This window comes from Sphingomonas sp. (assembly GCF_013812825.1).
Classification (GTDB): Bacteria; Pseudomonadota; Alphaproteobacteria; order Sphingomonadales; family Sphingomonadaceae; genus Sphingomicrobium.
In genome coordinates this window covers 24,321-40,390 of the sequence record NZ_JACCSU010000026.1, presented here as the reverse complement: position 1 = coordinate 40,390, position 16,070 = coordinate 24,321, and the positions used below count along the sequence as shown (strand labels likewise).

Genomic DNA, 16,070 nt, shown 5'->3' with positions numbered 1-16,070 from the left:
TAGCGTGACGCCGGCTAGAGGAAACCACTCATGATCATCCGCAGCCTCATTATCTCGGCCCTGCTGTCGACGGCCGCCGCCGCCCAGGCACCGCAGGATTCGCGCCGCAAGGCCGAGCGCGACCTGTTCGAAAGGATCGTCGAAATGCCGACCGTCGCCGGCCGCCCCGGCGAGTTCCGCAAGCTGACGACCCTGCTGACGGCCGAGTTTCGGAAGGCGGGAATCACCAATGTCGTGGTCAAGGACCATGACAACACCCAGACGCTGATCGCGCGCTGGCCGGCGGCCCGACCGAGCGGCAAGAAGCCGATCCTGCTGATGGCGCACATGGACGTCGTCGAGGCCAAGGCGTCCGACTGGAAGAACCCGCCGTTCGAGTTCCGCGAGGAAGCGGGCTACTATCTCGGCCGCGGAAGCGCCGACAACAAAAGCCAGCTGACCGGAATCGTCCTCGCGCTTCAGGAGCTCAGGCGCCAGGGATTCCAGCCGACTCGCGACATCATCGTCCTGTTCACCGGCGATGAAGAGACGAACATGCACGGCGTGCGCCGAGCATCGACCGAGTGGCGGCCACTGATCGACGCCGAATATGGCCTCAATTTCGATGCTGGTGGCGGCGCAGTCTATAAGGACGGCCGTGTCGACGCGTGGTATCTCCAAATCGCCGAGAAGACATACGCGGACTACAAGCTGGTCGCGACCAACCGCGGCGGCCACAGCTCCGGGCCGCGTCCGGACAACGCGATCTATGCGCTCGCCAGCGCCCTGAAGGCCATCGAGGCTCACCGCTTCGAACCGATGATCAACGACGCGACCCGCGCCCAGTTCGAACTGCTTGCGGCCAACGACAAAGGCCAGTTGGGCGAGCTCATCAAGCAGTTCCTCGCCGACCCGAAGGACCGCGAGTCCGCCGACCTCCTGGAGGCGAACGAGCCCGGCTCGACGCGCACCCGGTGCGTCGCGACCATGCTTTCGGGCGGCCATGCGCCCAACGCGCTGCCGCAGCGGGCCGAGGCCAACGTCAATTGCCGCATATTCCCGGGTGTGAAGATCGAAATCGTCCGACAGCAGCTTCAGGCGATGTCGGGGCGGGACGTGACCGTCGCCACGGACGAGGCGTCGACAACTCCGGAAACCGCGCCCTCGCCGCTGCGCTCGGACATCACCGACGCGTACCGGGCCGCCGTCGCGACCCGCTTCCCCGGCGCTCCGGTCATCCCGTTCATGTCGGCCGGAGCGACCGACGGCTCCTATCTTCGAGCGGTCGGAATCCCGGTCTATGGAGTCGGCGGCAGCTGGGGGATCGTCGGCCAGAAGACGGGCGCCCACGGGCTCGACGAGAAGGTCTGGGTCGAGGGCTTCCACGGGCAGGTGCCGATCACCGTCGAGCTCCTGCGCCGACTCGCCGGCTAGGCCTCCGCCGCAACCTCCCTTGCCGCCTCGAGCACCTCGGCCGCATGGCCGGGCACCTTGACCTTGCGCCACGCCCTCAGCACCCGGCCGTCGGCGCCGATCAGGAAGGTGGCTCGCTCCATCCCCATATATTTGCGCCCATACATGGATTTCTGGACCCAGGTGCCGAAGGCGTCCGAAATCCGCCCGTCCTCGTCCGAAGCAAGCGGGACGCTGAGCCCGTATTTGCCGATGAACTTCTCGTGGCTCTTCATCGCGTCGCGCGAGACGCCGACCACCTTGACCCCGGCGCTTTTGAACTCGCCCTCCAGCGCGGTGAAGTCCTGGGCCTCGCGAGTGCATCCGGAGGTGTCGTCCTTCGGGTAGAAATAGAGCACCAGCGGAGCACCGGGCGAGGCAAGATTAAGCTCGGTGCCGTCGCTCGCGGCGATCGACATCGCCGGCGCCTTGTCGCCCACATCCATCATCCACGTTCTCCCTTGATGCTGTTCCACAGCGCGGCGATGTCTTGCCGCGCCGCATCGTGCTCGGCAAGAAGCTGCCTGGCGTCGGAAACTCCGCACGCCGCCGCGACCAGCTCCCAGGTCTCTGGATTCGGCTCGCTTCCATCCGGAGCGACCAGCCTCAGCATGACCAGCATGCGCGTCAGCAAACGTTGCGCCTGGACAACATTTCTCTCGATCAATCCCGCTTCCGCGAGCTGCCGCACCGCCTCCTCGAGCCGCGGATTCAGCCCGACGTGGCGGGTCAGCTGCAGCACGTGGACCGCGAACTCGAGGTCGACCAGCCCTCCGGGACCGAGCTTGACGTCGAGCCGGCCGGCGGGCGGCTTGTGGCGCTCGATCTCGCCGTGCATTCGGGCGGCATCGGCAGCGATCTGATCGTCGTCGCGCGGCCGCCGCAAGATCTCGTCGATCAGCGCCGCCGTCTCATCCCGCACCGCCGGCGATCCGAGCACCGGCCGCGCTCGGCACAGCGCCATATGTTCCCACGTCCAGGCTTCCTCGCGCTGGTAGGCGGCAAAGCCGTCGAGCGGCACCGTCAGCATGCCCTTGGCGCCTTGCGGCCGGAGCCGGGTGTCGACGTCGTACAGCGGCCCGGCGGCGGTCGGGACGCTGAGCGCGGCGGTGATCCGGCTCGCCAGCCGGTTGAAATAGTCGGCGGGCCCGAGCGGCTTGGCGCCGTCCGACGGCACTCCTGGCTCGCCGGTGTAGAGGTAGATGAGGTCGAGATCGGACGCGTGGGTCAGCGAGCATCCGCCAAGCCGGCCGAGACCCAGGATCACCAGCTCGCCGCCCGGAATCCGGCCGTGGGCGCTTTCGAACTCGCGAACCGCGGCGTTGGCCAGCGCCAGCAAGGCCCCTTCGGCGACCCGCGAATAGCCGGCCGCGACGTTGAGCGGATCGTCGCGCCGGTCGATCAGCTGGACTCCGAGCGCGAAGCGCCGCTCGTTGACCATCCGCCGGGCACGGTCGAGTGCGACGTCATAGGGTTGGCCGCGCATCGCATCAGAGAGCCGAGCGGCAAAATCTTCCGCCGACGGCGGCGGATCGAAGCTCGACGCGTCGAACAGCCCCTCGAGCAGTTCGGGCCGCCTGGCGAGCTGTTCCGACAGCGCCGGAGCATGGGCGAGAATCTTGGCCAGCAGCTGTCCGAGCTTGGGCCGCGCCTCGAGCAGCCGGTAGAGATTGACCCCGCTCGACAGCCGCTCGACAATGTCGGTCAGCCGGTTGAGCGCGTGGCTTGGGTCGGGGCCGGCGGCGATCGCCGCGAGCAGCCCCGGAAGCATCGCTTCGAACGCGGTCTGGGCGGCGGGCGAGCGCAGCGACCGCGCCCGGCCCGAGCGCAGGTCGGCGATCCGCCGGGCAGCCGCCTCGGGGTCGCGAAAGCCGATCGTCCGCAGCTCGTCGAGCAATATGTCGGGGTCGTTCGACAGCCGCCGGCCGGTTTCGGGAGCCAATCCGTCGAACAGGCTTTCGGCGCGCTCGACATGCGGCCGCAACAGGTCGAGCAAGTCGCCGCCTTTCGTAAGTCCGTGCAGCCCGGCGACCCCGTCCAGCGCCTCGGCGTCGGCCGGGATCTTGTGCGTTTGCGCGTCCTCGATCATTTGCACGCGGTGCTCGACGGTGCGCAGCAGCCGATAGGCGTCGGCGAGCGCGGTGACATCGGATCCATCCAGCCGGCCCGCCGCTGCCAATGCCTCGAGCGCGTCGAGGGTCGCGGGGACTCGCACCGAGGGGTCGCGCCCGCCGTGGATCATCTGCTGGATCTGGGTGAAGAACTCGACCTCGCGGATGCCGCCCCGACCGCGCTTCAGGTCGTAGCCGGGGCCGAGCCGCCCGCCTTGCGCGAAATGATCGCGGATCCGGGCGGAGATCTGCCGGATATCGTCGATGACTCCAAAGTCGAGCGATCGCCGCCAGACGAACGGCTCGATCGAATCGAGGAAATGCCGGCCGAGCCCCTGGTCGCCCGCCGCTGCGCGAGCGCGGATGAAGGCCGCCCGCTCCCACGGCAGCGCCGACGATTCATAGTGGGAAATCGCCGCGTTCACCGGCAGCGCGATCGGGGTGACTTCGGGCGACGGCCGAAGCCGCAAATCGACCCGCGCGACATAGCCGTCGGCGGTGCGCTTCTGAAGGATCTCGATCATCCGCCGGGCGATCCGCACCGCCGCCTCGCCGGCATCATCGCGCTCGCGCCGCGGCAGCCGCCGGGGGTCGAACAGCAGCAGCAGGTCGACGTCCGAAGAGTAATTGAGCTCGCAGCTGCCAAGCTTGCCGAGCGCAATCACCGCGATCCCCGCCGGCTCGCCGTCGGCGACACGTTCGTGGACCGCGGCCGTCAGCGCCCGGCCGATCGCCCGGTCGGCGAATTGCGACAGACTCCGGGTGACTTCCTCGAGCTCGAGCTCGCCCGACAAATCGCCGAGCGCGATCGTCAGCGCCAGCCCCAATCGGGCGCGTCGAAGCTCGACCTCGATCGGCCCGCCCGACTCGACCAGCGCCGCCGCAATCGCGGCCTGGCTACCCTTCTCGAGGAAGCAGTGGCCAAGCTCGGGCCGCGCTTCGAGCGCTTCGCGAAGGAACGGCGAAAAGCGCCGCGCGCGTTCCACCGCGTCCCGTCGAGCCTCGCTGTCGATTAACCCTATCATCGACCCTTTGCCCCGTTCCCGCCCTGAAACGGACGAAACTTACCTGGCGTGGCATCGTTTTCCATCCGTGAATACGGAAGGCGAACAAATTGCGGCGGCGGATGTGAACATGGATCGGAGAATCATCCGAGTCGACATACCGCCCGCTCATGCCGGCATTACCGCAGCGCTCCGCCGAGCGTTCGAGGCGGCGGCTGCGGAGCCGTGCGAGCGCGATTTCGCCGAGCTCCTTCGCCGACTGAACTAGACGGCGCTAGCGGTCGCGGCTGAGCTCGTCGACCTGCCCCATGATCGTTTGCAATGCGGATTTATTGGGATCGGAGCGGTGCTGGCGCCGCGACGGCATCTTGCCGCTCGCCAGCAGGGATTCCAGCGCCACTCGGCCACGCGCCACCCGGCTCTTGATCGTGCCGACCGCGCAGCCGCAGATTTCCGCCGCTTCCTCATAGGCAAAGCCGCCCGCGCCGACCAGGATCAGCGCCTCGCGCTGCGGCTGCGGCAAATGCATCAGCGCACGCTGCATGTCGCCCAGCTCGATGTGCCGGTCCTGGCTCGCCGGAGCGGCGAGAATCCGCGCGGCCGTGATCTCGTCCCACTCGCCCTTGAAGCGCGCCCGGCGCATCTGGCTGAGGAACAGGTTGCGCAAGATGATGAAGGTCCAGGCGCGCATGTTGGTGCCGGCCTGGAAGCGCTTGCGCGCCGCCCACGCCTTGAGCAGCGTCTCCTGGACCAGATCGTCGGCGAGGTCGCGGCTTCCGGACAGCGATCGGCCGAACGCGCGCAGGTGGGGGATCACGGCCCCCAGCTGGTCCTTGAACTCAGGATCGGACAGTGGAACGGGATCGGATGGAGCATCCAATAGCGCTTCATCGTCCTGCGATTCCTCGGCCACTATTTCCCCACCCGTTTGAAGCGCGCCGCACCGCGGCTCTGATCAGTTCCTAACATGATCGCACATTGCGCTAGAATGTATGGCTCAGGCGGCAACTAGCAAGATGATCCCGAACAACAGGATCACCAGGCCGGTCCCGATCACGAGCACGTAGCGGGTCATGTGCGGGGTCGCCCCGGCCCGCGCCTCGGTGGTCGTCACATGCTCTTCTTCGTCAACCATTATGCTCTCGTCACGAATGGAACTTGCGGAGGCCAACGCGCCCCGCAAGGCCATGTTCCGTGGGATGGAAATGCTAGGCGGCTGGGACGGTCGCGGCGTCGAAGAACAAGGCCTGGGCGATGGCCGCCTTCACGGTCGAACGCTGGAACGGCTTGGTGATCAGGAACGTCGGCTCGGGCCGCGTCCCGGTCAGCAGCCGCTCCGGGAAAGCGGTGATGAAGATCACCGGCACCGAAAATTCGGCAAGGATGTCCTTGACCGCATCGATGCCGCTCGAATCATCGGCCAGCTGGATGTCGGCGAGCACCAGCCCCGGGGGGTTCTGCCGGGCCTGGGCGACCGCCTCGTCGCGGGTGACGGCGACCCCGGTGACGTTATGGCCGAGGTCGCGGACGATGGTCTCGATGTCCATCGCGATGATCGGCTCGTCCTCGATGATCAGCACATCGGCGAGCGTCTGGCGCTCGATCTCGCTTAGTGCCTCGGCGACCAGCGAATCGACGTCGGCCGGCGTTGCTCCGATCAGGTAAGCGGTGTCCTCGGACGAAAAGCCCTCCAGCGAGGTCAGCAGCAGCGCCTGGCGCGACAAGGGCGTGATTCGGGACAGCCGGGCCTGGGCGATGCCTTCGCTTCCGGCGAAGCTCCGCGAGGGCTCCTCTCCTTCCTCGATGTTGGCGGTCGACCAGATCGCGTGGAACGTCCGGTAGAGGCCGAGCCTCGGGTCGACGTCGCGGGGGAATTCGTCCGGTTCAGCGACGATCGCCTCGAGCGTGGCCCGGACGAACGCGTCGCCATGAGCCTGGCTCCCGGTCAGCGCTCGTGCGTAGCGGCGAAGGAAGGGCAGATGCGGAGCGAGTTCCTGGCCAAGCGACATGAGTGAAGGCTCTCCATGATCTTTTGAACGTCTTGCGGCTCTTTGAGCGCGCCACCCCATTGTTGCAACCCTGGAAGGACCGCCCCGTTGCCACTGTGCACTAGTCCACAGAGAAGTGACGCGCCTCTGGAACAAAGCACCGGCGATTTGGTTTCCATCGCGGCTCGGCACCGTCATTGGCAGTGTCGGTGCGCCGCTGCGGACGGCTCGGGGCGGGTCAATTCGCTGCGAAGTTTCGACCTGTCGGTTCGAGCCCGTGCGCGTGAGGTTTGTATTCAAGGCGCGCGCTTGCACCCGCGTGAGGGGGGACGAGAGGTTGAGTGGCAGGCAGCAAGGCGAGTCGGATAACATCGGCAAAGGCAAGAGCACCGGCAACGCGCGCACTGGCAAGGACGCGCCTCGCGAGAAGGGCGGGCGCCGGCAGCGCACGTCGGATCTCGGCCGCGCCCTGCGCTCGATCTACGACGACACGCTTCGCGAATCCGTCCCCGACGATTTCCTCGACCTGCTGGGCAAGCTTCGCTGATCCCTGTCCGGCGCCGGCGGCCGCATGACCAGTGCCGCCGCCCAGCGCTTCGCGGCGCTGCCGACGGCGGCCAAGCTGCTGCTGATCCTGACCGCCGCGCTGCTGCCGATCGGCATTGCCCTGGTGTGGGTTGCCGAGTCCGGAATCCGCGACGCCAACCTGGCGTCCCGTGAAATCACCGAGGACCAGGCGCGGGCCGCGACGCGCGGGATGGAGAGCCTGATTGCGCGCAATGCGCTGGCCTTACGAATTGCGGCCAACGGTGCCCTCGCCGGCGGATCCGAAGGCGCCTGCGACCGCGCCCAACGCTCGCTGGCGGTCGCTCCGGGCGTTGTGCACCGGCTTCAACTTGCCAGTGCCGACGGCACCCCGCTGTGCGCGGTTGGCGACCTTGTCGCCGAACCCCCCGGGGAAACGGTTCTTGTCGCCCCCGGAGACATCCGGTTGCGGATCGCCCCGTCGGGCGATGCGCTGTCGCTGCGCGCGGGCGTGATCGGTGGGATGGCGACGACCCTACTGACCGCGGAGGAACTGCGAGCCGCCGCCATTGAGCGCAACCGAGGCATCGAATCGCTGGTGATCCACGACGGCAGGGATGAGCTTCGCCTGATCGACGATACCAGTCCGGACGATCCCGACGACGACTCGTTGAGCAACTGGCCGCTTGGAAACGGCCAGCTGGTGGCGCGGGTCGGAGCCAACGTGCCGAGAATCGCGACGGTCGAGCGTCTCTTTCTGGGGTTGCCGCTGCTGATGTGGGTATTGGCGGCGCTGATTTCCTGGATCCTCGTCACTCGGCTGCTGATCCGCCCGCTGCGTCGCCTCGAGCGCGCCGTCACGCGCCTCCAGCCCGGCGAAAGCGCCAACGTCCTTCCCGACAAGCTCGGCCCGGCGACCGAAATCCAGGAGCTGCGCGACGCCTTCGCCCGCGGACTGATGCGAATCGAGCAGTCGGAGCATGAGATGGCCGAAGCGCTCGATGGGCAGCGGCGGCTGGTCCGCGAAGTCCACCACCGGGTGAAGAACAATCTGCAGGTCGTCGCCTCACTGCTCAACATCCACGGCCGCACCGCCGAAACCGCGGAGGCGCGCGCCGCCTATGAGGCGATCGGCCGCCGGGTCGGGGCTCTGTCGATCGTCCACCGCAATCATTTCGCCGAGATGGAAGAAAATCGCGGCATCGCGTTGCGCCCGCTGCTCTCGGAGCTGGCGGCCGAGCTTCGCGGCGGTGCGCCGCAGTCCGCCCGCTCGCTGACCATCGACCTGGACGTCGAGACCGTTCACACCACCCAGGACGTCGCCGTGTCAGTCGCCTTCCTCGTCACCGAGATCATCGAATATGCGATGCTCCATTGTCCCGAGGATCCGGCCGAGGTGTCGCTTCGCCGTACCAGCGAGCTCACCGCTCGGCTGATGCTGAGCAGCCCGGTGCTGGTCCCGGACGACGAAGAAACCCCCGGCAAGGAGCAGTTCGAGCGGGTGGTCGGCGGCCTCGCCAAGCAGTTGCGCTCCGACCTCGAGCGCAAGCTCGGCCGTTACAGCGTAGATTTGCCTGTGTTTCCAGACACATAGTGGAAAGCGGAAAATTGTTGCGGGTCCGACGAAAAAAATTTCACGGGCTCGGAACCCCCGGCGGGGCGAGCCGTTATTGCGAGAGGATAGTGACCTTTTGCCCCCCCGCTCTCGCTATCCGCTTAAATGGGCCCGGAACCGCCAACCCTCCCCCCCCCCGGTGGCGCTTCCGGGCCCTCATTTGTCCGGGGCCCTTCAACATCACGAGCCGATAGGCTCTCGCGCCTGCTCCGGCGCCAATGCGTCAGTCGAATGGCAGCGATCGCGAACTCGTATAAAGCGTACAGCGGCAGCGCCAGCATGAACTGGGAGATCGCGTCGGGCGGGGTCAGCACCGCCGCGACGGCGAACGCTCCGACGATGGCGTAGCGCCGCGCTTTCTTGAGCTGCTCGACCTGGACCACGCCCGCGCGCTCGAGGATCATCAGCAGGATCGGCAGCAGGAAAGCGGCGCCGAAGCCGAACAGGAAGCGGGTGCAGAAGCTCAAATAATTCCCGACTCCGGGCAGCGCGTCGCGCTGGACTCCACCGACCTCCCCCTCGAACCCGAGCAGGAAGTGCAGCGCCCAGGGCATGGCGACATAATAGGCAAAGGCGGCTCCGCCGATGAAGAACACCGGCGTCAGGAGCAGGAACGGCAGCAGCGCCCGCTTCTCCTTCACGTAGAGCCCGGGCGCGACGAACTTCCAGATCTGGATCGCGAAAAACGGAAACCCGAGCATCAACGCGGTGAACAGCGCGACTTTCACATCGACGAAAAAGGCCTCGAAAACGTCGGTGAAAATCACCCGTCCCTGCCCCGCCGCAAGCAGCGGCTGAACGAGGAAGGCGAAAATGTCCTTGGCGAAATACAGCGCCGCGAAGAACAGCGCCGCGAGCACCGCCAGCGACCATAAGACGCGGCGTCGGAGCTCGATCAAATGCTCGAGCAGCGGCGCCTTGCTGTCGTCGATGTCCTTCACGGCAGCGGCCGCTCGGATGGCGGCGTCGGGTCGTCGTCGGGCGCAGCCGGCGCCTCGAGCGGCAGCGGCGGCTCGTCCGGCCGGTCCAGATAGGCCTGCGCCTCGGCCGTCGGGCTCAGCTCGCCCATCAGCTCCGGCATCGGATGCTCGCGCATGATGCGCTCATTTTCCTCGCGCCACTTGCGGTCCATTTCCTCGAGCTCGGCCTCGCGGATCACGGACTCGATTCCGGAACTGAAGTGTCGGGCCATGCCGCGCAGCTTGCCGACCCAGCGGCCGACCGTGCGCATGGTCTCTGGAAGCTCCTTGGGGCCGATGAACAGCAGCGCGGCGATCGCGACGATGATCAGTTCGATGGAATCGACGCCGAACATCAGCCGGCTGTCCTTCGCTTGGGACTAGTCGCGGTTCGGCTCGTCGCTGGCGGGCGGCGGAGCGGCCGGCGTCGAAGTCGGGGCCGGCGGCGACGGCGGCACCGGATCGGGAGTGCGCCGCGGAGTGACGTCGATCGGCTCGCGGTTGGAATGCGGCGGCAACGAGCGCGGGTCGCCCCGCTGGTCGGCGGTGCGGTCGGCCGGCTTGTCGTCCTCCGACAGGCCCTGCTTGAAGTTCTTCAGTCCCTTGGCGACGTCGCTCATCATCGCCGAGAAGCGGTTGCCGCCGAACAGCAGCAGGATGACGACTCCGAGGATGATCCAGTGGATCAGGCTGAAACTGCCCATTTGCTCACTCCGAAAAGGCTTTGGGCCCCTCTTAGTCCTCCTCGCCTTCGCTTTCCAGTTGCAGTTGGAAGCTGCCTTCGTCGATCGGGTCGAGCAGGCCGGCGGCCTTCAAGTCGTCGATCCCCGGCAAGTCGCGCCTCGACCCGAGCCCGAAGTGCGAGAGGAATTCCGCGGTGGTCGCGTAGAGCAGCGGCCGGCCCGGACCTTCGCGCCGCCCGGCCGGGCGGACCCAGCCCGCGTCCATCAGGACGTCGAGCGTTCCCTTGGAAATCTGGACCCCTCGGATCGCCTCGATCTCGGCCCGGCTGACCGGCTCATGGTAGGCGATGATCGCCAGAGTCTCGGTCGCGGCCCGCGACAGCCGCCGCGGTTCCTCGCGCGTTCGGCGCAACAGGTGCGCCAGGTCGGGCGCGGTCTGGAAATGCCACCGCCCGCCGCGCTCGACCAACTCGATGCCGTGCCCGGCGTAATGCTCGGCGAGCCGCGCCAGCGCCTCGGCGACCTCGCCCTCGCCCGCATAGTCGGCGATTTCGTCGAGGCTGAGAGGGTTGGCGGACGCGAACAGGGTCGCCTCGACCGCCCGAGTAAACTCATCCAGCCCGAATTCGTCCATCAGCCGTTGCCCGTCATGACGTCTTCACCATCAGCGGCCCGAACGGCTCGTCCTGGGCGATGTCGACCCGGCCGAGCCGCGCCAGCTCGAGCGCGGCGACGAAGCTCGAGGCCAGCGCGGAGCGGCGGAACTGCGGGTCTTCGGTCAGCGGCAGAAATGCCTCGAGCAGCGTCCAGTCGAGCCTGGTGCCGAGCATCCGCCCGACCCGTTCGAGCGCTTCCTCGAGAGTCATCACCGAGCGCGGATGGACGACGTGCAGCGGCGGGGTCGAGCGCGCCTTGACGCTGCCATAGGCCGCGAACAGGTCGAACGGGCGCGCCTGCCAAGCCGACTTGCGAACCAGACGCAAACCTTCCGGAGCGCCTCGCACGAACACGTCGCGGCCGATCCGGTCGCGGCCGATCAGCCGGGCCCCCGCCTCGCGCATCGCATCCAAGCGCTGGAGCCGCATCTGCAGCCGAAGAGCGATTTCCTCGGCGCTGGGGTCGGCCTCGGGGTCCTTGGGCAGCAGCAGGCAGGATTTCAAATAAGCCAGCCACGCCGCCATCACCAGATAATCGGCGGCGATCTCCAGCTTCAGCGCCCGGGCCTCGGAGATGTAGGCGAGATATTGCTCGACCAGCTCGAGGATCGAAATCGCCGCGAGGTCGACCTTCTGGACCCGCGCCAGGCTCAGCAGCAGATCGAGCGGCCCTTCCCAGCCGTCGATGCTGAGAGTCAGCTCAGCCTCGTCGCGGACCCCCAGTTCGAAAGTCTCGGCCTCCATCGCTCGAGCCTATCGCCTCGCTCATACCAGCGCCAGCAGCGCGTCCCGCTTGGCCAGCGCTTCGGCGAGGTCGGGACCCTCGTCCTCGACCAGCGCCGTGGCCATCGCCCGTGCCAGCCGCGCCTCGGACTCGGCGCTCATCGCCGGCACCGCGCTCGCGACCAGGACCATCTCGGCCATGTCGCCGTTGCAGTGCAAAGCGACGTCGCAGCCCGCCGCCACGACGCCCGCTGCACGGGTTCCGGCATCGCCGGACAGCGCCTCCATTCCAAGGTCGTCGCTCATCAGCCACCCATCGAAGCCGATCCGGCCGCGGATGATGTCGCCGATCACCGTCGGCGACAGGCTTGCCGGATGGTCCGGGTCCCACGCGGTGTAGACGACATGCGAAGTCATCCCCATCGGCGCCGAGCGAAGCCGCTCGAACGGCTCGAGGTCGCTTTCCAGCTCCTCCGCGCTCGCGGCGACGACCGGCAGTTCCTTGTGGCTGTCGACCAGCGCCCGGCCGTGCCCCGGCATATGCTTGACGACCCCGACCACGCCCGCCGAGGCCATGCCGTCGAGCACCGCCCGGCCCAGAGCGGCGACCTGCATCGGCTCCGCCCCCAGCGCCCGGTCACCGATGATGTCGTGCGCGCCCTCCTGGCGGACGTCGAGCAGCGGCAGGCAATTGACGTTGATCCCGCCGGACCGCAGCGTCAGAGCGATCGCCCGGGCATTGGATCGAGCCGCCTCGATCGCCGACGACGGCGCCGCCTGGTAGAGCCGGGCGAACGCGTCGGCGGCCGGGAACGCCGGCCAGTTCGGCGGCCGCATCCGCATCACCCGCCCGCCTTCCTGGTCGATCATGATCGGTACGTCCGGACGTCCCGAAAGGTCGCGAAGCCCATCGGTCAGCCGCAGCAGCTGCTCCTGGTCGAGGCAATTGCGCCTGAAGACGATGTAGCCGGCCGGATCGGCGTCGCGGAAGAAGTCCCGCTCGTTGGCCGTCAGCTCCGGTCCCGCTGGCCCGTAAATCGCCGCCTGCATCAGTTGGCCACGAAGCAATTCTCACCGGCGACGCGCAGCGCCTGGCATGCCTGTCGGGCTTCCGCCGGCGAGGCCGCTCCCGCACGCAGCCGGAAACCGCCCGAAAAAGGCACCACCAGCTTGTTCATCCCGGCAATGCTCGGGTAGCGGCTCGACAAGGCCGTCCACGCCCTCTCGGCCTGGGCGGCATTCTTGTAGGCGCCCAGTTGGATCACGCTCCCCGACCCCCCGCCCGGCTGCTCGGGCGGCGGCGCCGGCCGGTCCTCGACCGGCTCCTTGGTCTCGCCCGGCGGGATCCGCTTCGGCTCGTCCTTCGGCGGCCGCGCCACCGGCTGCTCGGGCAGCGCACTGAGGTCGAGCTGGGCGTCGCTGTCCTGACCGGCGCTGGTTTCGAACGCGGTGCCGCTCTCGCCGACGACGTCGAGTCCTCCGGGATCGCTCGGCTTGACCTTGTATGGGCCGGGCTCGGCGCGAATCAGCTCCGGCGCTCCGATCCCGACCGGGTCCTGCCGTCCGAGCCAGAAGAAGGTCCCGGCGACGATGGCCGCGGCGGCCAGCACGACCAGCAGCGCGGCGATCATCTTGCGCGCCGAGACTCCGCGCGGCCCGTCCTCGTCGTCGACCCCCTCAAGCCACGGCAGCTGGCCGTCTCCATAATCCGAACGGCTGTCGCTCATCGCCGAACCCCTCTCCGACTCGGCGGCAGTCCGACCACCACGCAGCTCTGCCCGACAATCCGCATCCGCTGGCACAGGACGGTGGAATGCGCCTGCGACGTCGTCCCGAACTGCAGCCGGTAAAAGGTCCGGCCGTTGCGCAATGACGGGGTCGGGACGACGACCGCGTTCAACCCGCGAATGCCTGGATAGACCCGCACGATCCGCGCCCAGCCCTGTTTCGCCTGGCGGCGGTTGTCGAAGGCGCCGACCCGCACCATGCGTCCATACGCTCCGGCCGACTGGCCGGCCGGCCACGCCCGCAACGCTGCCGTGCGCCGGGTCGCCGCCTTTTTCTTCGCCGGGGCCGATCGAGCGCGCGCCTTGCGCGCCGCGGGCGCGGTTTTCGACGTGGCGGTCGTCCGGCGGCTCGTTTCCGCCTTGGGGGCCGCTCGACTGCTCGACTCCGCCTTGACCGCTCGCGGCGGCTCGGGCTTCGGAATCGTGATCGGGGCCGGCTCGGCGACCGGCTCGACCTCGGGCGCCGGCGGCGGCAGCACTTCTCGCACCGGCGGCGGCACGACCGCCGGCTCGGGAAGTCGGACCGTCGCCGCTGGCCGCTGGAGCGGGCCGAAATCGATCGCGTCGGGCTCGGCGACGCTCTTCATGCCCATCCAGTAGGACGCTCCGGCGACGAGCATGGTCGCGACCAGCGCCCACGCCAGGAGCCAGGCTGAATCGTTGGGACGGCGCCGCCTCCGGGTGTCGGAGAGCCAGGGCAGCCGGTCCGGATCGTAGGCCGCTCGGCCGTCGGCCATCAGCGCATCTCCTCTGCCGCCTCGACTCCCATCAACGCGAGGCCGCTCTTGACGATTTGCCCGATGCCGAGCGCCAATTCCAGCCGCGCCCGAGATAGTTGTGGATTGTTTTCAAGCAGGAAACGCCGCTCCGGGTCGTCGTTGCCGCGGTTCCACAAGGCGTGGAACTGGGCCGCCAGCTCGTAGAGGAAAAAGGCGATCCGGTGAGGCTCGTGGGCGTGCGCGGCGGCCTCGATCACCCGCGAATATTGCGCGGCCTGCTTGACCAGGCCGAGCTCCTCCTCGTCGAGCAGCCCCAGGTCCGCCATTGCTTCAAGGTCGATCCCCGCATCGGCCGCCTTGCGCTTCAGCGACGAAATTCGGGCGTGCGCATATTGCACGTAGAACACCGGATTGTCCTTCGATGCCTCGACCACCTTGGCGAAGTCGAAGTCGAGCGGAGCATCGGCTCGGCGGGTCAGCATCATGAACCGGACGACGTCCTTGCCGACCTCGCCGACGACCTCGGCCAAGGTGACGAAATCGCCGGCGCGCTTGGACATCTTGATGGGCTCGCCGGCGCGGAACAGCCGCACCAGCTGCACCAGCTTGACGTCGAGGTCGACTCGGCCGCCGGTCAGCGCGCGGACCGCCGCCTGGACGCGCTTGACGGTGCCGGCGTGGTCGGCCCCCCAGATGTTGACCAGATGGTCGGCGCTCTCCGCCTTGAGCAGATGGTACGCCGCGTCGGAGCCGAAATAGGTCCAGCTGCCGTCGGCTTTCTTGAGCGGTCGGTCCTGGTCGTCGCCGAACTGGGACGAGCGGAACAAGGTCAGTTCGACCGGCTCCCATTCGTCGTCCGGCCCCAAGCTCTTGGGCCGCTCGAGCGTGCCTTGATAGACCAGGCCCTTGGAGCGCAGGACCTCGAGCGCCCGGTCGACCGCGCCCGAGGCCTGGAGCTCGGCTTCGGACGCGAACTTGTCGTGGTGGACTCCAAGCAAGGCGAGGTCGCTCCGAATGAGCTCGAGCATCGCGTCGACCGCTCGGGAGCGGAACAGGTCGAGCCACTCGGCCTCCCGAGCCGCGGCGTATCGGTCGCCATATTCGGCGGCCAGAGCGGCTCCGACGGGAACCAGATATTCGCCCGGGTACATGCCCTCGGGAATCTCGCCGACCTGGTCGCCGAGCGCCTCGCGGTAGCGCAGGTGAACCGAGCGAGCGAGCGTCTCGACCTGCGCCCCGGCGTCGTTGACATAATATTCCTTGGTCACTCGGAAGCCGGCGAATTCGAGCAGGCGCGCGAGGCTGTCGGCGATCACCGCTCCGCGGCAATGGCCCATGTGCAGCGGCCCGGTCGGGTTGGCCGATACATATTCGACGTTGACCCGCTCGTTCGCGCCGACCCTCGAAGCGCCGTAATTCTCGCCCTCGGTCAGGATTGTCCTGAGCTCGTCGCGCCACGCGTCGGGGGCCAGCTTCAAATTGATGAACCCGGGCCCGGCGATCGCGACCCCCGTCACTTGCGGCAGCGCTTCGAGCTTCGGCGCGATCAGCTCGGCGAGCGCTCGCGGGTTCATTCCGGCCGCCTTGGCCAGGACCATCGCCGCATTGGTCGCAAGGTCGCCGTGCGACGCGTCGCGCGGTGGCTCGACCGCGACTGCGCGCCGCTCGAGCCCGTCCGGCAGAGCGCCGTCGGCGACAAGCTCGTCGAGCACTCCATTAAGGAGCGCTGCAAACTGGGCATAAAGGGACATCGGCTGCGCCTCTAGCGCACGAAATCCGGACGGTCACCCGAACTCGGAAAAACGGAACGCGGGAGCCGTTGGTCCGTTGCCCAGTCGCGGCTTTGCAAAGCCGCCAACAGGAGGAATC

General features: G+C 67.9%; 18 protein-coding genes. 4 read left to right on the top strand and 14 right to left on the bottom strand.

All coding sequences use genetic code 11. The features are described 5' to 3' along the window. The first annotated feature begins 30 nt into the window (after positions 1-30). Positions 31-1,413 (top strand): M20/M25/M40 family metallo-hydrolase, encoded by a 1,383-nt coding sequence (locus tag H0T81_RS03360; RefSeq protein ID WP_294009774.1) that lies wholly within the window; start codon positions 31-33, stop codon positions 1,411-1,413. On the opposite strand, the gene H0T81_RS03355 is transcribed toward H0T81_RS03360, so the two are convergent. Beyond that, positions 1,410-1,880 carry a peroxiredoxin gene (locus H0T81_RS03355; protein WP_294009771.1) on the bottom strand — a complete coding sequence of 157 codons (471 nt, stop codon included), beginning with the start codon at positions 1,878-1,880 and terminating at the stop codon, positions 1,410-1,412. The genes H0T81_RS03360 and H0T81_RS03355 overlap by 4 nt on opposite strands. Then, complete coding sequence (locus H0T81_RS03350) at positions 1,877-4,567, bottom strand: bifunctional [glutamine synthetase] adenylyltransferase/[glutamine synthetase]-adenylyl-L-tyrosine phosphorylase (RefSeq protein ID WP_294009769.1); 2,691 nt, start codon at positions 4,565-4,567, stop codon at positions 1,877-1,879. Before H0T81_RS03350 ends, H0T81_RS03355 begins: the two co-directional genes overlap by 4 nt. A gap of 109 nt (positions 4,568-4,676) precedes the next feature. On the opposite strand from H0T81_RS03350, the gene H0T81_RS03345 reads away from it, so the two are divergent. Further along, the gene (locus H0T81_RS03345) at positions 4,677-4,814 is read left to right on the top strand and encodes a hypothetical protein (RefSeq protein WP_294009767.1); all 138 of its coding nucleotides are present in this window, start codon (positions 4,677-4,679) and stop codon (positions 4,812-4,814) included. 6 nt (positions 4,815-4,820) lie between these two features. On the opposite strand, the gene H0T81_RS03340 is transcribed toward H0T81_RS03345, so the two are convergent. The 3 genes from H0T81_RS03340 to H0T81_RS03330 form a co-directional block, all read right to left on the bottom strand. Further along, positions 4,821-5,459 (bottom strand): sigma-70 family RNA polymerase sigma factor, encoded by a 639-nt coding sequence (locus tag H0T81_RS03340; protein ID WP_294009764.1) that lies wholly within the window; start codon positions 5,457-5,459, stop codon positions 4,821-4,823. Positions 5,460-5,543: 84 nt separating this feature from the next. Then, positions 5,544-5,681 (bottom strand): hypothetical protein, encoded by a 138-nt coding sequence (locus H0T81_RS03335; protein WP_294009762.1) that lies wholly within the window; start codon positions 5,679-5,681, stop codon positions 5,544-5,546. A 73-nt stretch (positions 5,682-5,754) separates the two neighbouring features. Beyond that, on the bottom strand, positions 5,755-6,555 hold the full coding sequence (locus tag H0T81_RS03330) for a response regulator (RefSeq protein WP_294009760.1): 801 nt from the start codon (positions 6,553-6,555) through the stop codon (positions 5,755-5,757). Between the two features lie 316 nt (positions 6,556-6,871). On the opposite strand from H0T81_RS03330, the gene H0T81_RS03325 reads away from it, so the two are divergent. Together H0T81_RS03325 and H0T81_RS03320 are read left to right on the top strand one after the other, a co-directional pair. Continuing rightward, complete coding sequence (locus H0T81_RS03325) at positions 6,872-7,081, top strand: NepR family anti-sigma factor (protein WP_294009758.1); 210 nt, start codon at positions 6,872-6,874, stop codon at positions 7,079-7,081. A gap of 24 nt (positions 7,082-7,105) precedes the next feature. Next, a complete protein-coding gene (locus H0T81_RS03320; RefSeq protein ID WP_294009755.1) occupies positions 7,106-8,653 on the top strand; it encodes a sensor histidine kinase in 1,548 nt (515 codons plus the stop codon). Between the two features lie 122 nt (positions 8,654-8,775). Here H0T81_RS03320 and tatC read toward each other — a convergent pair whose 3' ends face one another. From tatC to argS, 9 genes are read right to left on the bottom strand one after another with little or no spacing between them, the layout of a single operon-like run. Then, positions 8,776-9,615 carry a twin-arginine translocase subunit TatC gene (tatC, locus tag H0T81_RS03315; protein ID WP_294009754.1) on the bottom strand — a complete coding sequence of 280 codons (840 nt, stop codon included), beginning with the start codon at positions 9,613-9,615 and terminating at the stop codon, positions 8,776-8,778. After that, on the bottom strand, positions 9,612-9,989 hold the full coding sequence (locus H0T81_RS03310) for a twin-arginine translocase TatA/TatE family subunit (RefSeq protein ID WP_294009752.1): 378 nt from the start codon (positions 9,987-9,989) through the stop codon (positions 9,612-9,614). The genes tatC and H0T81_RS03310 overlap by 4 nt, the downstream gene beginning before the upstream one ends. Positions 9,990-10,013: 24 nt before the next feature. Continuing rightward, positions 10,014-10,337: a twin-arginine translocase TatA/TatE family subunit gene (locus H0T81_RS12750; RefSeq protein WP_366474082.1), complete on the bottom strand. Its 324-nt coding sequence runs from the start codon at positions 10,335-10,337 to the stop codon at positions 10,014-10,016. A gap of 31 nt (positions 10,338-10,368) precedes the next feature. Then, positions 10,369-10,950 carry an SMC-Scp complex subunit ScpB gene (gene scpB, locus H0T81_RS03300; protein WP_294009750.1) on the bottom strand — a complete coding sequence of 194 codons (582 nt, stop codon included), beginning with the start codon at positions 10,948-10,950 and terminating at the stop codon, positions 10,369-10,371. A gap of 13 nt (positions 10,951-10,963) precedes the next feature. Next, on the bottom strand, positions 10,964-11,716 hold the full coding sequence (locus H0T81_RS03295) for a ScpA family protein (protein ID WP_294009747.1): 753 nt from the start codon (positions 11,714-11,716) through the stop codon (positions 10,964-10,966). Positions 11,717-11,737: 21 nt separating this feature from the next. After that, positions 11,738-12,745 carry a beta-N-acetylhexosaminidase gene (gene nagZ / locus H0T81_RS03290; RefSeq protein ID WP_294009744.1) on the bottom strand — a complete coding sequence of 336 codons (1,008 nt, stop codon included), beginning with the start codon at positions 12,743-12,745 and terminating at the stop codon, positions 11,738-11,740. Beyond that, positions 12,745-13,422 carry an SPOR domain-containing protein gene (locus H0T81_RS03285; protein ID WP_294009742.1) on the bottom strand — a complete coding sequence of 226 codons (678 nt, stop codon included), beginning with the start codon at positions 13,420-13,422 and terminating at the stop codon, positions 12,745-12,747. Before H0T81_RS03285 ends, nagZ begins: the two co-directional genes overlap by 1 nt. Then, positions 13,419-14,219, bottom strand: coding sequence for an SPOR domain-containing protein (locus H0T81_RS03280; protein WP_294009739.1), 801 nt, complete (start codon positions 14,217-14,219; stop codon positions 13,419-13,421). The genes H0T81_RS03285 and H0T81_RS03280 overlap by 4 nt, the downstream gene beginning before the upstream one ends. Next, positions 14,219-15,952 (bottom strand): arginine--tRNA ligase, encoded by a 1,734-nt coding sequence (gene argS, locus H0T81_RS03275; protein ID WP_294009737.1) that lies wholly within the window; start codon positions 15,950-15,952, stop codon positions 14,219-14,221. Before argS ends, H0T81_RS03280 begins: the two co-directional genes overlap by 1 nt. Positions 15,953-16,070: the final 118 nt, after the last annotated feature.

Excerpts from the sequence above, each read along its gene's own strand:
- scpB (WP_294009750.1), bottom strand. The coding sequence starts at position 10,950 with ATGGACGAATTCGGGCTGGATGAGTTTACTCGGGCGGTCGAGGCGACC.
- H0T81_RS03345 (WP_294009767.1), top strand. The coding sequence starts at position 4,677 with ATGGATCGGAGAATCATCCGAGTCGACATACCGCCCGCTCATGCCGGC.
- H0T81_RS03295 (WP_294009747.1), bottom strand. The coding sequence starts at position 11,716 with ATGGAGGCCGAGACTTTCGAACTGGGGGTCCGCGACGAGGCTGAGCTG.
- nagZ (WP_294009744.1), bottom strand. The coding sequence starts at position 12,745 with ATGCAGGCGGCGATTTACGGGCCAGCGGGACCGGAGCTGACGGCCAAC.
- H0T81_RS12750 (WP_366474082.1), bottom strand. The coding sequence starts at position 10,337 with ATGGGCAGTTTCAGCCTGATCCACTGGATCATCCTCGGAGTCGTCATC.
- argS (WP_294009737.1), bottom strand. The coding sequence starts at position 15,952 with ATGTCCCTTTATGCCCAGTTTGCAGCGCTCCTTAATGGAGTGCTCGAC.
- H0T81_RS03350 (WP_294009769.1), bottom strand. The coding sequence starts at position 4,567 with ATGATAGGGTTAATCGACAGCGAGGCTCGACGGGACGCGGTGGAACGC.
- H0T81_RS03285 (WP_294009742.1), bottom strand. The coding sequence starts at position 13,422 with ATGAGCGACAGCCGTTCGGATTATGGAGACGGCCAGCTGCCGTGGCTT.
- H0T81_RS03335 (WP_294009762.1), bottom strand. The coding sequence starts at position 5,681 with ATGGTTGACGAAGAAGAGCATGTGACGACCACCGAGGCGCGGGCCGGG.
- H0T81_RS03330 (WP_294009760.1), bottom strand. The coding sequence starts at position 6,555 with ATGTCGCTTGGCCAGGAACTCGCTCCGCATCTGCCCTTCCTTCGCCGC.
- H0T81_RS03320 (WP_294009755.1), top strand. The coding sequence starts at position 7,106 with ATGACCAGTGCCGCCGCCCAGCGCTTCGCGGCGCTGCCGACGGCGGCC.
- H0T81_RS03280 (WP_294009739.1), bottom strand. The coding sequence starts at position 14,219 with ATGGCCGACGGCCGAGCGGCCTACGATCCGGACCGGCTGCCCTGGCTC.
- H0T81_RS03360 (WP_294009774.1), top strand. The coding sequence starts at position 31 with ATGATCATCCGCAGCCTCATTATCTCGGCCCTGCTGTCGACGGCCGCC.
- H0T81_RS03310 (WP_294009752.1), bottom strand. The coding sequence starts at position 9,989 with ATGTTCGGCGTCGATTCCATCGAACTGATCATCGTCGCGATCGCCGCG.
- H0T81_RS03355 (WP_294009771.1), bottom strand. The coding sequence starts at position 1,880 with ATGATGGATGTGGGCGACAAGGCGCCGGCGATGTCGATCGCCGCGAGC.